The organism is Halanaerobium hydrogeniformans (genome assembly GCF_000166415.1).
Taxonomy (GTDB): domain Bacteria; phylum Bacillota; class Halanaerobiia; order Halanaerobiales; family Halanaerobiaceae; genus Halanaerobium; species Halanaerobium hydrogeniformans.
This window is the reverse complement of the sequence record NC_014654.1, coordinates 2135038-2149656: the sequence shown is the minus strand read 5'-3', so window position 1 is coordinate 2149656 and position 14619 is coordinate 2135038. Positions and strand designations below refer to the sequence as shown.

The window sequence follows — 14619 nt, the reverse complement described above, 5'->3', positions numbered from 1 at the left end:
TAGAACTACTATACGGGGGTATAGCTCAGCTGGGAGAGCGCCTGCCTTGCAAGCAGGAGGTCAGCGGTTCGAATCCGCTTACCTCCACCAATTTAACACCTTGAATGTTAGAAATCAGAAGTTAGGATATAAGCAAAAAATAAAACTAACTTTTAATTTGTAACATTTAAAAACTGTACATTGAAAAATGCATATAGGAAATAATATAGATTAAGCTAGAAAGAGCTTATGGTGGATGCCTAGGCATTCAGAGTTGAAGAAGGACGTGACCGGCTGCGAAAAGCCGCGGGGAGCTGCTAAATAAGCGTAGATCCGTGGATATCCGAATGGGGCAACCCACCAGTGTGGAGCACTGGTATTATGCAGTGAAAGAAGTAGCTGTGTAAGAACAAGCAGGAGAATTGAAACATCTTAGTACCCTGAGGAAAAGAAATCAAAACGAGATTCCCTTAGTAGCGGCGAGCGAAGGGGGAGAAGTCCAAACACTAAAAGTGTAAACCTGTAGGTGTTGCTTTTAGTGGGTGTGGGATATTGTTAATTAGAGGCTACAGCCTCTAGATGGCTTAAATTTTTTGCTAAGTCGAAGGGACTGGAAAGTTCCGCCAGAGAGGGTAATAGCCCTGTAGGCGAAAAGCAAAAGAAGTCAAACGATATCCAGAGTATCACGGGACACGAGAAACCCTGTGAGAATATGGGAGGACCACCTTCCAAGACTAAATACTCCTGAATGACCGATAGTGAACAAGTACCGTGAGGGAAAGGTGAAAAGAACCCCGGAAGGGGAGTGAAATAGAAACTGAAACCGTAAGCTTACAACAAGTAGGAGGACTATTAGAAAGTCTGACTGCGTACTTTTTGTATCACGGACCGGCGAGTTACTGATCGTAGCAAAAGGTTAAGCCATAGAGGTGTAGCCAGAGCGAAAGCGAGTCTGAATAGGGCGGAAGTTATGATGAGTAGACCCGAAACCGAGTGATCTATCCATGACCAGGGTGAAGCGGGTGTAAGAGCCTGTGGAGGCCCGAACCCGGTGTTGTTGAAAAAACATGGGATGAGTTGTGGATAGGGGTGAAAGGCCAATCGAACTCGGAGATAGCTGGTTCTCCTCGAAATAGCTTTAGGGCTAGCCTCAGAGTAAAAGTTAATTGGTTGTAGAGCACTGATTGGACAAGGGGCCCAACAAGGTTACCAAATCCATTCAAACTCCGAATGCCAATTAATGTTCTCTGGGAGTCAGACTGTGGGGGATAAGCTTCATAGTCAAGAGGGAAAGAGCCCAGACCACCAGATAAGGTCCCAAAGTATATGCTAAGTGGAAAAGGAAGTGAGATCGCACAGACAACCAGGATGTTGGCTTAGAAGCAGCCATTCATTTAAAGAGTGCGTAATAGCCCACTGGTTAAGCGGTTTCGCGCCGAAAATGTAACGGGGCTAAAGCATATCACCGAAGCTGTGGTTTCTAGGAACTGTCCATAAAATTTATCTATCAAAAATCAAGTTAGATTTAGTCAAAACTAACAAATATAATTTACAATCGATAGTTTTGACCAAATGATCTAGGCTAAAGCATGGATGATTTAGCTATTATTTAGCAAAGCATGGAATGATTTAGGATGAATTTAGATAGGTTTTATGGGCGGTTTCTAGAGAGGTAGAGGAGCATTGTGTGCTGGGTGAAGCTATACCGTAAGGAGTAGTGGACGGCACAGAAGAGAGAATGCCGGTATGAGTAACGAAAAAAGGAGTGAGAATCTCCTTCGCCGAAAGTCTAAGGATTCCTGAGGAAGGCTCGTCCTCTCAGGGTTAGTCGGGACCTAAGCTGAGGCCGAAAGGCGTAGGTGATGGAAAATCGGTAAAGATTCCGATACCACTGTAAATTGATTGAGTGAAGTGGGGACGCGGTAAAGAAGGTGGAGCATGTGACTGGAAGAGCATGTATAAGCTATTAAGCTGGGGTAAGGAGGCAAATCCCTTTACCCATCTAAACAGCTTAAAGTGATGTGGAGCCAAAAGAGGCGAAGCCACCGGATAAATCGCCAAGAAAAACCACTAACGAGATTTACAGTGCCCGTACCGCAAACCGACACAGGTAGACGGGAAGAGAATTCTAAGGCGCGCGAGAGAACCCTTGTTAAGGAACTCGGCAAAATGACCCCGTAACTTCGGGAGAAGGGGTACCCTTTAGGAATACCTAGAGGGTCGAAGTGAAAAGATCCAAGCGACTGTTTATCAAAAACACAGGTCTCTGCTAAGTCGTAAGACGAAGTATAGGGGCTGACGCCTGCCCGGTGCTGGAAGGTCAAGGAGAAGGCTTAGTACTTATGTACGAAGGTCTGAACCTAAGCCCCAGTAAACGGCGGCCGTAACTATAACGGTCCTAAGGTAGCGAAATTCCTTGTCGGGTAAGTTCCGACCTGCACGAATGGCGTAACGACTTGGATGCTGTCTCAACAAGGGACTCGGTGAAATTAAATTGCCTGTGAAGATGCAGGCTACCTGCGACAGGACGGAAAGACCCCGTGGAGCTTTACTGCAGCCTGATATTGGGTTTTGGTGTAGAATGTACAGGATAGGTGGGAGGCATTGAAGCTGGTATGCTAATATCAGTGGAGCCGTTGGTGGGATACCACCCTTTCTACAGCGGAATTCTAACTGGAGGCCATAAACTGGTCACAGGACATTGTCAGGCGGGCAGTTTGACTGGGGCGGTCGCCTCCCAAACAGTAACGGAGGCGCTCAAAGGTTCCCTCAGTGCGGATGGAAATCGCACGAAGAGTGTAAAGGCAGAAGGGAGCTTAACTGCGAGACAAACAAGTCGAGCAGGTACGAAAGTAGGACTTAGTGATCCGGCGGTATAGTGTGGAATTGCCGTCGCTCAACGGATAAAAGTTACCCCGGGGATAACAGGCTTATCTCCCCCAAGAGTTCACATCGACGGGGAGGTTTGGCACCTCGATGTCGGCTCATCGCATCCTGGAGCTGAAGCAGGTTCCAAGGGTTGGGCTGTTCGCCCATTAAAGCGGTACGCGAGCTGGGTTCAGAACGTCGTGAGACAGTTCGGTCCCTATCCGTCGCAGGCGGAGGATACTTGAGGAGAGCTGTCCCCAGTACGAGAGGACCGGGATGGACACACCGATGGTGAATCAGTTGTTCCACCAGGAGCATAGCTGAGTAGCTAAGTGTGGGAAAGATAAACGCTGAAAGCATCTAAGCGTGAAACAAACTCCAAGATAAGGTATCCCACTCTGTTAAAGAGTTAAGATCCCTTAAAGATGATAAGGTAGATAGGCCGGAGGTGTAAATGTAGTAATACACTGAGCTGACCGGTACTAATAGATCGAGGGCTTAATCATATTTATTTCCTATATGTATCTTTGAATTTACAGCTTTCCGGTGGTAATTGCGGAGGGGCAACACTTGTTCCCATTTCGAACACAAAAGTTAAGTCCTCCAGCGCCTATGGTACTGCATTGGTAACGATGTGGGAGAGTAGGTCTCTGCCGGATCCTTTTTATACTTTTTATACTCCCCGATAGCTCAGTTGGTAGAGCAGGTGACTGTTAATCATCTTGTCGCAAGTTCGAGTCTTGCTCGGGGAGCCATTTAATTATTAAGACCCTTTTGGGGTCTTTTTTTTATTATTTTGTAATAAATTACTTGCATTTTTATATATATATAGTATTATATATACAAAGGTCAAAATAAGTCAAAGTTAGGAGGGGGTAGTTGTGCCAAGTTTATCTGATCAAATTGAAAAGTATTTAAGAAGACAAATACAAAAATATCAAGGTAAAGTAAAAATAAAGAGAAATCAGCTGGCTGAAAATTTTGATTGTGCCCCTTCACAGATTAATTATGTTTTAGACACTCGTTTCACTGTAGAAAATGGTTATGTTGTAGAAAGCCAGCGCGGTGGTGGAGGGTTTATTAGAATTATCGAGGTTACTCTTGATTCTGATAAAGAAGTAATTCAGAATGTTATTAGTAAATTAAACGGTCCGATTAGTCAACGGGAAGCTAATGGAATAATTAAAAGACTTTATGATAATAACTTGATTTCAAAAAGAGAATATTATTTAATGGAAATGGCTGTACATCGAAATGTACTGAATATTTCTTTACCTGAAAGAGACCATTTAAGAGGAAGAATTTTAAAAAATATGTTAGAAGTAATTTTTAAACTTAAGGAGGAATAAGCTATGCTCTGTGATAATTGTCAGGAAACTGATGCAGTAGTTCATCTGACAAGAATTATTAATGGTGAAAAAGAAGAAATTCATTTATGTGAAGATTGTGCTAAAAAAAGTAATAAGTTTAATTTAGATTCTTTTGATAATATTAGCTTTCAGAGCATGCTTTCTGCAGTTTTAAATGATAATAAAAGCAGTGATAATTCTTTTATGCATAATAAGTTGAATAATAATAAAAAATGTAATAGTTGTGCTTTGAATTATCATGAATTTACCAAAAGTGGAGAATTTGGTTGTGCTGATTGTTATTTGGAATTTGAAGATGATTTAGAAACTCTATTTAAAAGAATTCACGGAAATAAAAGACATACTGGTAAAAGACCAGCAAATATAGAGGAGAAAAAAGAATATCAAGAAGAGATTAATCGTTTGAAGGCCGAGATGGAGTCTGCAGTTGAAGAGGAAAGGTTTGAGGATGCTGCAGAAATTAGAGATAAAATCCATGAAATTAAAAAAAGCATGAAGGAAGATATTGATGAATCAAAAAATATTTGATAATAATTGGCTGATCGAAAGTGGAAATGAAAAAGATGTAGTTTTAATTTCTAGAATTAGGTTAGCTCGTAATCTCAAAGAATTCAACTTCCCAAACAAAGCAACATTATCTGAAAAAGAAAAAATTATTGATGAATTGCAGAATAACTTAAATTTTTTAAAAGACAAAAACTTTCATTTATTTAAAATGGAAGAATTTAGTTCTTTGGAAAGAGATGTTCTCCATGAAAAAAATTTGATCAGCAAATGTCATTCTGAAAATATTGAAGGAACAGCACTTATTTTAAACAATAAATTGCATCTTTCAACTATGGTAAATGAAGAAGATCATTTACGTATTCAGGTTTTTGGATCAGGACTTGATTTTACCACTATCTGGCAGATCGCAGATCAGTTTGATGATCAAATTGAATCAGAAGTTGAATACGCTTTTTCTAATAAATGGGGTTATTTAACTTCCTGCCCCACAAATGTTGGTACAGCTTTAAGGGCTTCGGTTATGTGTCATTTACCAGCATTGGTTTTAAGTGACAGAATTAATGAGGTTCTTGGAGCAGTTGGTAAATTTGGTTTAACTGTAAGAGGAGTCTTTGGAGAAGGAAGTGGCTCGGCAGGTGAACTTTTTCAAATTTCTAATCAGGTAACCTTAGGTTATTCTGAAAAAGAAATAATCGATAATTTAAAAAGTATTATTTTACAAATTATCCGTGAAGAAAGAAGAACCAGACTTTATTTAGTAAATAAGAATTATGATAAATTAAAAGATAATGTTTTAAGATCTTTAGGAATTTTAAAATATGCGCATAGTCTTAAAGAAAATGAAGCTTTAAACTTTCTTTCAAAAGTTAAGTTTGGTCTTGACAGTGGTTTGATTGAAGAGGAAATTAATAAAAATGCTTTTAGTGAGTTGATTTTTAAAATTAGAACTGCCCACTTACAATTAAATAATTATAACAATAAAGAACAATTAAATATAAAAAGAGCAGAACTGATAAGAAATAGTTTATAAAATAAGGAGTGATCAAATAATGTTTGCAAAATTCACAGAAAGAGCTAGAAAAGTATTAAGTATAGCTGAGCAGGAAGCACTCAAACTAAAACACAGTTATGTAGGTACTGAGCATATATTGTATGGCTTAATTGCAGAAGGGCAGGGTATTGCTGCCCGCGCTTTAATAGATAATGGTATTAGCAGAGATATTGTTGAAAACAAAATAGAAGATATGATAGGTAAAGGTCAAAATGAGGTTAAAGGATCTATCGGTTTGACACCCAGGAGTAAAAAGGTATTAAATCTAGCCATGGATGAAGCTAGAAAAATGGGCCATAATTATATTGGAACTGAACATCTTCTTTTAGGCTTGATTAGAGAAGGTGAAGGAGTAGCAGTTAGAATTTTGATGGACTTAAACAGCGATATTAAAAATATCAAAGAAGAAGTAGTTGATCTATTAGGGGGTAAAAATGCTGTGCAAAAGAAATCCAAATCTTCTAATAGAAAAACTAAAAATCTTGATGAATACAGCCGTGATTTAACAGATATGGCAAGAGAAAACAAATTAGACCCTGTTATTGGAAGGGATAAAGAAATAAATCGGGTAATACAGGTTCTCAGCAGAAGAACAAAAAATAATCCGGTTTTAATTGGAGAGCCGGGAGTGGGAAAAACTGCAATAATTGAAGGTTTAGCCCAAATGATAGTCAGTGAAAATGTACCTGATTTATTGTTGAATAAAAGGGTTGTTTCTCTTGACTTGAGTTCTCTTGTAGCTGGTTCTAAGTATAGAGGTGAGTTTGAACAGCGCTTAAAAGCAGTAATGAATGAGATTATTGAAAGTGGAGAAATAATTTTATTCATTGACGAAATGCATACTTTAGTTGGAGCAGGAGCAGCTGAAGGGGCAATAGATGCAGCTAACATTCTGAAACCAGCTTTAGCTAGAGGAGAACTACAGGCAGTTGGTGCCACAACCTTAGATGAGTACCGAAAATACATTGAAAAAGATGCTGCCTTAGAAAGAAGATTTCAGTCAGTTCTTGTTGAGGAAAATTCAGTTGAAGAAGCAATTGATATTTTAAAGGGTCTTCGTGATCCTTATGAAGCACATCACAAAGTGGAGATTACTGACAGAGCTATAGAAGATGCTGTGGTTTTATCTCACCGGTATATATCAGATAGATTTTTACCTGATAAAGCGATTGATTTAATAGATGAGGCCGCATCTAAAGTTAGATTGAGCAATAGTACCAGACCACCCGAATTTAAAGAATTAAGCCGAAAATTAGAAGAAGCAGAAAAAGAAAAAGAAGCTGCTGTTAAAAATCAAGAGTTTGAAAAAGCAGCTAGAATGAGAGATAAAGAGAAAAAGCTTAAAAAAGAACTGGAAGAACTAAAAAATTCCTGGGAAAATGAAAAAGGTAAAGCAGAAGCTGTTGTTACTACAGAAGATATTGCTGAAATAGTCTCAAGTTGGACAGGTATACCTGTTACTAAGTTAGAAGAAGCGGAGACTGCTCGTCTTTTGAGGCTTGAAGAAGAATTACACAAAAGAGTTATTGGTCAAGATGAAGCAATTACAGCAGTTTCTGAAGCTGTAAGAAGAGCCAGAGCAGGATTAAAAGATCCTAAAAGACCAATTGGTTCTTTTATATTCTTAGGACCTACTGGAGTAGGTAAAACAGAGTTAGCTAAAACACTTGCCGAAACAATGTTTAATGACGAAGATGCAATGATAAGAGTGGATATGTCTGAATATATGGAAAAACATTCAGTTTCTCGTCTGGTTGGTTCTCCTCCTGGCTATGTCGGTCATGATGAAGGAGGACAGCTTACAGAACCTGTCAGAAGAAGACCATATTCTGTAGTGTTGTTTGATGAAATAGAAAAAGCTCACCCAGATGTTTTTAATGTACTTCTGCAAATTTTAGAAGATGGTGTTTTAACAGACACTCATGGACGTAAAGTTGATTTTAAAAATACCATTGTAATAATGACATCTAATGTTGGAGCAGATTTCATTGAAAAACAATCAAAACTTGGTTTTAAAACTGAAAATGATGAACAGTCAAATTATGAAAGCATGAAAGATAATGTAATCACTCAGCTCAGAAAGACATTTAGACCGGAGTTTTTAAATCGTCTTGATGAAATAATTGTTTTCCATGCTTTAAACAAAGAGCACATTAAACAAATTGCAGATCTAATGCTTGATGATTTAAGAGAAAGGCTTAATGAAAAAGAAATGGAGATCGAAATTACAGAAGCTGCTAAAGATAAACTTGCAGAAGATGGCTATGATTCTGAATTCGGAGCTAGGCCTTTAAGAAGAACAATTCAACGTCAGATTGAAAACGAATTATCAATTAAGATATTAGATAAAGAAATTGGTGAAAACAGCAAAATCAAAATTGATGTTGTAGATGGAGAATATACATTTCATACAACTAAGAAGGTTGATAAAACAGCTGTGAAAGCAGAATAGATGCTGCTAGAATAATCATTCCGGTCAGTTGATGAGCTTGTAAAATGCTGTAAAAAATGATATAATTATATGTAAATAATTATGAAATAATGCTTAAATCCTTCAATTAGGAGATAATTTTTATGGCAAAAGAAAAAAGGTTTTATGTCTGTCAGGAATGTGGATATAAAACAGTCAATTGGATGGGAAAATGTTCCAGCTGTGGAGCTTGGAATAGTTTTGAAGAAAAAATTGAAAATAATGATAAAATTAAAGCTAAAAAATATATTATAAGAGAGGAGAAAAACCCTCAGCCGATTACTAAAATCAATTCTACAGCAAAACAGCGCCTTAAGACAAATATTGAAGAGCTTGATAGGGTGCTTGGTGGTGGAGTTGTTTCTGGCTCTCTTATATTACTTGGTGGAGCCCCTGGTATTGGTAAATCAACACTAATACTTCAGGTGGCTTCTCTTTTTAGTCAAAAACATGGCAAAACTCTTTACATGTCCGGAGAAGAGTCTGCTCAGCAGATAAAAATGCGAGCTGAGAGGCTAAATTGTTTAAATGAAAAACTAAATATTTTTGATGAAAGAGATTATTTAATATTAGAAGAACATATCTCTAATAATCAAGATTATTCATTAATTGTAGTTGATTCAATTCAAACTGTACACATACCAGAATTAGATGCTGCTCCGGGTAATTTAACTCAGATAAAAAAGGTAACGAATAGATTATTAAAACTTGCTAAAACTACATCTATTCCAATCGTTTTAATCGACATGTTACTAAAGAAGGTGAATTAGCTGGACCAAAAGTTTTAGAACATCTGGTAGATACTGTACTTCAGTTTGAAGGAGACAATTATCATATGTATAGAATGCTGAGGGCGAAAAAGAATCGATATGGTTCAACTAATGAGATTGGTGTTTTTGAAATGAAAGAAAGTGGTATTAAAGAGGTTAGCAATCCTTCAAGTTTTTTTATCAACGAAAGACCAGCAGATGTTTCTGGATCAATTATCACCCCTATTTTAGAAGGTAGTAGGGTGCTTTTAGTTGAACTTCAAGCTTTGGTTACAGATGCTGCTTTTTCTTCACCCCAGCGGTTAAGCAAGGGCGTTAATCATAAAAGGCTTTCACTTTTGCTTGCTGTTTTAGAAAAAAGACTTGGTCTTAATTTCAAAGATAAAGATGTAAATATGAATATTACTGGTGGTATTAATGTAGAAGAACCCGGACTTGATCTTGCTATTGCTGCTGCAGTTATTTCCAGTTATCGCAATATAGCTATAAATAATAAAAGTGCTGTAATAGGAGAGATCGGTCTTGCAGGTGAAGTAAGAGCTGTAGGCCAGATTAAAAAAAGAGTTAAAGAACTTAAAAAATTGGGTTTTAAACATTTTGTGATTCCAGCTGGTAATTTAAAGAGTTTAAGTTTCGATCAGGAGATTAAAGTTGATGGAGTTAAAAATATTGCTGAGTTTATTAAAATTATTTTAAAAAACAAATAAAATATTATAATAAAACTAAGCTCAAAATAAAGACAAATTATATAAAGAGAGGGGTGAAGCAATGGAAGAGATTGATGAAAAACTACTTGATATTCTTAAGATTCTTGCACCAGGCACCATATTAAGAGATGGGTTAGAAAATATTCTGCGAGCCCAAACAGGTGGTTTAATTATTGTAAGCGATAAAAAAGAAGTACTTGAACTGGTAAATGATGGTTTTAAAATTGGTGCTTCTGTAACCCCTGCTAGATTGTATGAACTAGCTAAAATGGATGGTGCAATAGTATTAGATCAAGAAGCAGAAAATATTTTATTTGCAAATGCCCAGCTTATTCCTGATCCTACTGTAGGATCTTCTGAAACGGGAACCCGACATAAAACTGCAGAGCGTGTAGCACGGCAGACAGGTGAACTGGTTATAGCTATTTCTCAGAGGCGCTCAATAATTACAATTTATAAAAAGGATTCTAAACATATTTTAGAAGATATCAGGGTGGTACTCGTTAAAGCGAATCAAGCAATACAAACTTTAGATAAATACCGCTCGGTATTTGATCAGGCATTAACTAATTTAAGTGCTCTTGAATTTGAAGATTTAGTAACTGTTTCTGATGTAGTAACCGTGATTCAGAGAACAGAAATGGTATTAAAAATTCAGCGTGAAATCGAAAAATATATTTCAGAATTAGGTTCAGAGGGGCGCTTGATTAAAATGCAGTTAGAAGAATTGGTAAGTAACGTTAAAGAAGAGGGGCTGCTTTTAATAGAGGATTATATTTCTGAAGAATTAGAAGAAGATTTAACACATCCTGAAGCTGTTTTAGAAAGTCTCACTGACTGGTCTTCAGATGAGATCTTAACTCTTAACACAATCAGTAAAGCACTTGGTTATAGTGGCAGTGTTAATGCATTTGACGAATCTGTATCACCTAGAGGTTATAGAATATTAAAGAAAATACCCAGGTTGCCTATGCCAGTAATTGAAAATTTGGTTGACGAGTTCAAAGACCTACAAGCTATAATAAGAGCATCAGCAGATGAGTTAGACGATGTAGATGGAATTGGTGAAGTTCGAGCTCAAGCAATCAAAGATGGTTTAAGAAGACTAAGAGATCAGGTTTTATTAGATAGACATATTTAATTTTGTCACTCACAATAAGTTGAATTCTTAAAAGCTGCATAAATTGACTGCTGCTTTTTGAGATGGTATAATTGTAGAGTGGATTTTTATTGCTTTCACAAAAGAGGAGTGGGTAAGATGTATAAAATTGGCGATAAAGTCGTTTATCCAAATCATGGTGCAGGAACAATTGTAGGTATTGAAACTAAAACTATTTTGGATGAAAAAAAGAAATATTATATAATGAAATTACCTATAGGAGAAATGAAGGTAATGATTCCTGTTGACAAGATTGATAAGATAGGAATTAGAGATGTTATTTCAGAAGAAAAGGCTAATGATGTATTTAAATTATTAAATGGTGAAAAAAGTAAGATGTCACAAAACTGGAACAGACGCTACAGAGCAAATCAAGAAAAGTTAAAAACTGGGGATATTTTTGAAGTAGCTGAGGTTGTGAGAAATTTAAGTATAAGAGATAGAGAAAAAGGTTTATCTACTGGTGAGAAGAAGATGTTAAGCAATGCAAGAAAAATATTAATTAGTGAATTGGTTTTGGCTAAAGATATGGATGAAGAAGAAATTGCTGAAAAAATGGATGATCTCTTTATTCTAGACGAAGAAGATCTTGAAGCATAAATAAAAAACTTGTCTGGAAGGAGGTGAGAGATCATGTTAAAAAAAATAATGAGATATATATTTGCTATTTTTGGAGGTATTATAGCTTATCATTTAGTTGATATTTTCGGTTTGGCTACTGAATATCAATTTAGCTGGCAGAATATAGGTGATTTTTTCTTAACAACACAATTTTTTGCTGTGTTGTTGGGTTTTTTACTCGGTTATTTTATTATATATTATTCCTTAAACCAACTGCTTAACTTTATAATGGACTTTGAAGTTAAAGTTAAAGATATAACCTGGAAAAAAATTGTTATTGCAATTATTGGACTAATTATTGGTCTTATTCTTGGTGCTATTATAAATTTTGTATTTTCTATTCCTAATATCCCGCGTATAGGTATGCCTTTACAGATACTGATAAACATCACCTTTACCTATATGGGTTTTGCTCTTGCAATTCATAAAGAAAAAGAAATAAGTTCTTTTATTTTTCAGAGTAATAAAGAAAACCTTGATTTTACTAAAGCTGACAAAACAGGAAGTGACAAAATTCTTGATACAAGTGTAATTATTGATGGAAGAATTTTTGACATTTGTAAAACTGGTTTTATTGAAGGTAATTTTATCATTCCTGAATTTGTTTTAGAAGAGCTGCAGCATATTGCCGATTCATCTGATGATTTAAAAAGAAATCGCGGTAGAAGAGGGCTTGATATTTTAAGACAAATGCAAAATGATGTTAAAATAAAGGTAAAAATTATTGATGCAGATTTTGAAGAAATATCCGAAGTAGACAGCAAACTTGTTCGCCTTGCTAAAAATTTGGATGCTAAAGTACTGACAAATGACTATAATCTGAATAAGGTTGCAGAACTTCAAGGTGTTAATGTATTAAATATCAATGAACTTGCCAATGCAGTAAAACCTGTTGTGCTACCAGGAGAGCAAATGGATGTAAAAGTTATCAAAGAAGGAAAAGAAAATGGTCAGGGAGTTGCTTATCTTGATGATGGCACAATGATTGTTATAGAAGATGGTGTTAAATATATTGGAGATGACATTTCTGTTTTAGTAACAAGTATTCTCCAAACAGCAGCTGGACGAATGATTTTTGCTCGTCCAAAAACAAACTAAAGAGGATGGATTAAATATGAACAAAGTAGGAGTTGTTATAGCTGCTGCTGGCCAGGGAAAAAGAATGGGGCATAATATAAACAAACAATTTTTACCTCTGCTTGGCAAACCTATTTTATATTATACTATTCAATCTTTTGCGGATTGGGGTAAAGCAGCAGAAATTGTAATTGTGCTTAATAGTAAGGAAATAGATTATTTTAAAAATAAAATACAGCCGTTGTTTTCTTATTCTGCCCAAAAAACTTTGTCTCTGGTTTCAGGGGGTAATAGCAGGAAGGAATCAGTCTATAATGGTATTACTTCTTTAAGTGATAATATTAATTATGTATTAATACATGATGGAGCAAGACCTTTGATAGAAAAGTCTTTAATAGAATCTACCTATCAGGCTGTAAAAGAGCATAAAGCAGTTAGCTGTGGTGTTAAAGTAAAAGATACAATTAAGCTTGTAGAGGATTCTATTTCCAAGCAGACTTTGAATCGAGATAAACTACGTGCTATACAGACTCCTCAGGCTTTTGATTTAGATTTAATAAAAAAAGCACATCATGAGTATCAAAAAGAAACAGCCCTTGATGATGCTTCTTTAGTAGAGCTGCTTGGGAAAAATGTATATATAGTTGATGGAGATTATAATAATCTCAAAATTACTACTGCAGAAGATTTAAAACCTGCTGAGGTAATTTTAAAGGAGAGAAAGTAATTGTTAAAAGTTGGATTTGGTTATGATAGTCATCGATTTATAAAAGGTAGAAAATTAATTTTGGGAGGCGTTGAAATCCTTTCTGAGTTTGGTTTAAAAGGACACTCTGATGCAGATTTATTAATTCATGCTTTAATTGATGCTCTGCTGGGAGCATTAGGAAGCGGAGATATTGGAACCCATTTTCCTGATGATGTTCCCGAATACAAAGACATTAGCAGTTCAAAGCTGCTAAAAAAAATTGTTCTAGAAGTTAATAAGGAAGGATTTCTGATAAATAATTGTGACCTACAGGTTGTTGCAGAAAAGCCTAAATTGCAAAGTTATAGAGAACAGATAGTAAATTCTCTTGCTGATGATTTAGAAATTACTAAAGACAAAATAAATTTTAAGGCGACAACTAATGAAAAAATGGGTTTTGTAGGTCGTGAAGAGGGTATGGCAGCTTTTGCTGTTGTAAGTATAATAGAGAAGAGATTATGGAATTTCTATAATTCCATAGAAGGAGGAGAGCAGACTGATGATGTTAGTTAAAGATGTAATGACCGCTAATCCGATTACAATAAATCCAGATGCAACTATCATGGAAGCAGAAAAAATTCTATCAATTAATAAAATCGGAAGACTTTTAGTAGTAGAAAATGGAGAATTAATTGGAATGCTTACAGATGGTGATATAATTTCTGAAAAAGACCTACAGGCACCAGTTGAAGATTTTATGTCCGAAGATTTAATTAAAATAAATGAAAAAAAGACCGTTCAAGATGCAGCAAAAAAAATATCCGATAATCATATTGGAGGTTTACCTGTTTTTAATGATAAGCAGGAACTGGTTGGAATTGTAACGTCAGAGGATATAGTTTATGGCTATTTAAAAGATGAAGAAGCAGAGATGGAGATGGAAAAGAAAACTATTACTCCAGAAAGCTCTGCTATTTATTTATCCATGACCAGGAGTAGGGACTATGAAGAGTACTGGTTAAAAAAAATACAGGGATATGGTTACAGGGGTGCAATAACTCAAACAGGAGCAAGTGCAGAAAAGTTGCCAATTAAACTGCGTGAAAGCACAACTGTTGCAGCAATTGCAAGAGGAGTTATCAATGAAAATTCTAGAGAAAAAATGGCGATTTCTAATGCAGTTAAAGATGCTTATAGTCAATTAGCACTGGTTAATCCTGGCTTGGGCGGAGGTTTTAAGATCGCTGTTGTAAGAGGTGAAGGCCATGTTTCTGTAGCGATATTCGGCAAGTTTGGCCATGCTCTGGTTGATGGTCCTGAACATCTTACCGTTGGAACAAGTGTTATTTAAT

The 14619-nt window shown here is 36.1% G+C and carries 12 protein-coding genes, 2 tRNA genes and 2 rRNA genes; all 16 read left to right on the top strand.

Features of this window, described 5'->3' with window-relative positions; all coding sequences use genetic code 11:
- The first annotated feature begins 14 nt into the window (after window positions 1–14).
- The 16 genes from HALSA_RS09950 (at window position 15) to HALSA_RS09880 (ending at window position 14618) form a co-directional block, all read left to right on the top strand.
- Window positions 15–90, top strand: a tRNA-Ala gene (locus tag HALSA_RS09950).
- A 118-nt stretch (window positions 91–208) separates the two neighbouring features.
- Window positions 209–3353 (top strand): 23S ribosomal RNA (locus HALSA_RS09945).
- Between the two features lie 36 nt (window positions 3354–3389).
- Window positions 3390–3506: ribosomal RNA gene (gene rrf, locus HALSA_RS09940) — 5S ribosomal RNA — on the top strand.
- Between the two features lie 20 nt (window positions 3507–3526).
- A tRNA-Asn gene (locus HALSA_RS09935) sits at window positions 3527–3602 on the top strand.
- 126 nt (window positions 3603–3728) lie between these two features.
- Window positions 3729–4196 carry a CtsR family transcriptional regulator gene (locus HALSA_RS09930; protein ID WP_013406439.1) on the top strand — a complete coding sequence of 156 codons (468 nt, stop codon included), beginning with the start codon at window positions 3729–3731 and terminating at the stop codon, window positions 4194–4196.
- 3 nt (window positions 4197–4199) lie between these two features.
- A complete protein-coding gene (locus HALSA_RS09925; RefSeq protein ID WP_013406438.1) occupies window positions 4200–4745 on the top strand; it encodes a UvrB/UvrC motif-containing protein in 546 nt (181 codons plus the stop codon).
- Window positions 4726–5754, top strand: a complete 1029-nt coding sequence (locus HALSA_RS09920; protein WP_013406437.1) for a protein arginine kinase — start codon at window positions 4726–4728, stop codon at window positions 5752–5754. Before HALSA_RS09925 ends, HALSA_RS09920 begins: the two co-directional genes overlap by 20 nt.
- Window positions 5755–5773: 19 nt before the next feature.
- Entirely contained in the window at window positions 5774–8227 is a 2454-nt protein-coding gene (locus tag HALSA_RS09915; protein WP_013406436.1) for an ATP-dependent Clp protease ATP-binding subunit, read from the top strand.
- A gap of 122 nt (window positions 8228–8349) precedes the next feature.
- On the top strand, window positions 8350–9015 hold the full coding sequence (locus HALSA_RS13040; RefSeq protein ID WP_238524748.1) for a DUF7125 family protein: 666 nt from the start codon (window positions 8350–8352) through the stop codon (window positions 9013–9015).
- 65 nt (window positions 9016–9080) lie between these two features.
- Entirely contained in the window at window positions 9081–9722 is a 642-nt protein-coding gene (locus HALSA_RS13035) for a magnesium chelatase domain-containing protein (RefSeq protein WP_238524747.1), read from the top strand.
- Between the two features lie 61 nt (window positions 9723–9783).
- Window positions 9784–10863 carry a DNA integrity scanning diadenylate cyclase DisA gene (gene disA, locus HALSA_RS09905; RefSeq protein WP_013406435.1) on the top strand — a complete coding sequence of 360 codons (1080 nt, stop codon included), beginning with the start codon at window positions 9784–9786 and terminating at the stop codon, window positions 10861–10863.
- Between the two features lie 117 nt (window positions 10864–10980).
- Window positions 10981–11481 (top strand): CarD family transcriptional regulator, encoded by a 501-nt coding sequence (locus HALSA_RS09900; protein WP_013406434.1) that lies wholly within the window; start codon window positions 10981–10983, stop codon window positions 11479–11481.
- Window positions 11482–11514: 33 nt separating this feature from the next.
- On the top strand, window positions 11515–12600 hold the full coding sequence (locus HALSA_RS09895; RefSeq protein ID WP_013406433.1) for a PIN/TRAM domain-containing protein: 1086 nt from the start codon (window positions 11515–11517) through the stop codon (window positions 12598–12600).
- Between the two features lie 16 nt (window positions 12601–12616).
- Window positions 12617–13306: a 2-C-methyl-D-erythritol 4-phosphate cytidylyltransferase gene (gene ispD, locus HALSA_RS09890; protein ID WP_013406432.1), complete on the top strand. Its 690-nt coding sequence runs from the start codon at window positions 12617–12619 to the stop codon at window positions 13304–13306.
- Complete coding sequence (gene ispF, locus HALSA_RS09885; RefSeq protein ID WP_013406431.1) at window positions 13307–13840, top strand: 2-C-methyl-D-erythritol 2,4-cyclodiphosphate synthase; 534 nt, start codon at window positions 13307–13309, stop codon at window positions 13838–13840. It begins immediately after the preceding gene.
- Window positions 13827–14618, top strand: a complete 792-nt coding sequence (locus tag HALSA_RS09880) for a HutP family protein (protein ID WP_013406430.1) — start codon at window positions 13827–13829, stop codon at window positions 14616–14618. Before ispF ends, HALSA_RS09880 begins: the two co-directional genes overlap by 14 nt.
- Window position 14619: the final 1 nt, after the last annotated feature.

What these genes read in the sequence shown, in the direction of transcription:
- HALSA_RS13040 (WP_238524748.1), top strand. Translation starts at nt 8,350, where the DNA reads ATGGCAAAAGAAAAAAGGTTTTATGTCTGTCAGGAATGTGGATATAAA.
- HALSA_RS09915 (WP_013406436.1), top strand. Translation starts at nt 5,774, where the DNA reads ATGTTTGCAAAATTCACAGAAAGAGCTAGAAAAGTATTAAGTATAGCT.
- HALSA_RS13035 (WP_238524747.1), top strand. Translation starts at nt 9,081, where the DNA reads ATGTATAGAATGCTGAGGGCGAAAAAGAATCGATATGGTTCAACTAAT.
- HALSA_RS09925 (WP_013406438.1), top strand. Translation starts at nt 4,200, where the DNA reads ATGCTCTGTGATAATTGTCAGGAAACTGATGCAGTAGTTCATCTGACA.
- disA (WP_013406435.1), top strand. Translation starts at nt 9,784, where the DNA reads ATGGAAGAGATTGATGAAAAACTACTTGATATTCTTAAGATTCTTGCA.
- HALSA_RS09880 (WP_013406430.1), top strand. Translation starts at nt 13,827, where the DNA reads ATGATGTTAGTTAAAGATGTAATGACCGCTAATCCGATTACAATAAAT.
- HALSA_RS09920 (WP_013406437.1), top strand. Translation starts at nt 4,726, where the DNA reads ATGAATCAAAAAATATTTGATAATAATTGGCTGATCGAAAGTGGAAAT.
- HALSA_RS09900 (WP_013406434.1), top strand. Translation starts at nt 10,981, where the DNA reads ATGTATAAAATTGGCGATAAAGTCGTTTATCCAAATCATGGTGCAGGA.
- HALSA_RS09895 (WP_013406433.1), top strand. Translation starts at nt 11,515, where the DNA reads ATGTTAAAAAAAATAATGAGATATATATTTGCTATTTTTGGAGGTATT.
- ispD (WP_013406432.1), top strand. Translation starts at nt 12,617, where the DNA reads ATGAACAAAGTAGGAGTTGTTATAGCTGCTGCTGGCCAGGGAAAAAGA.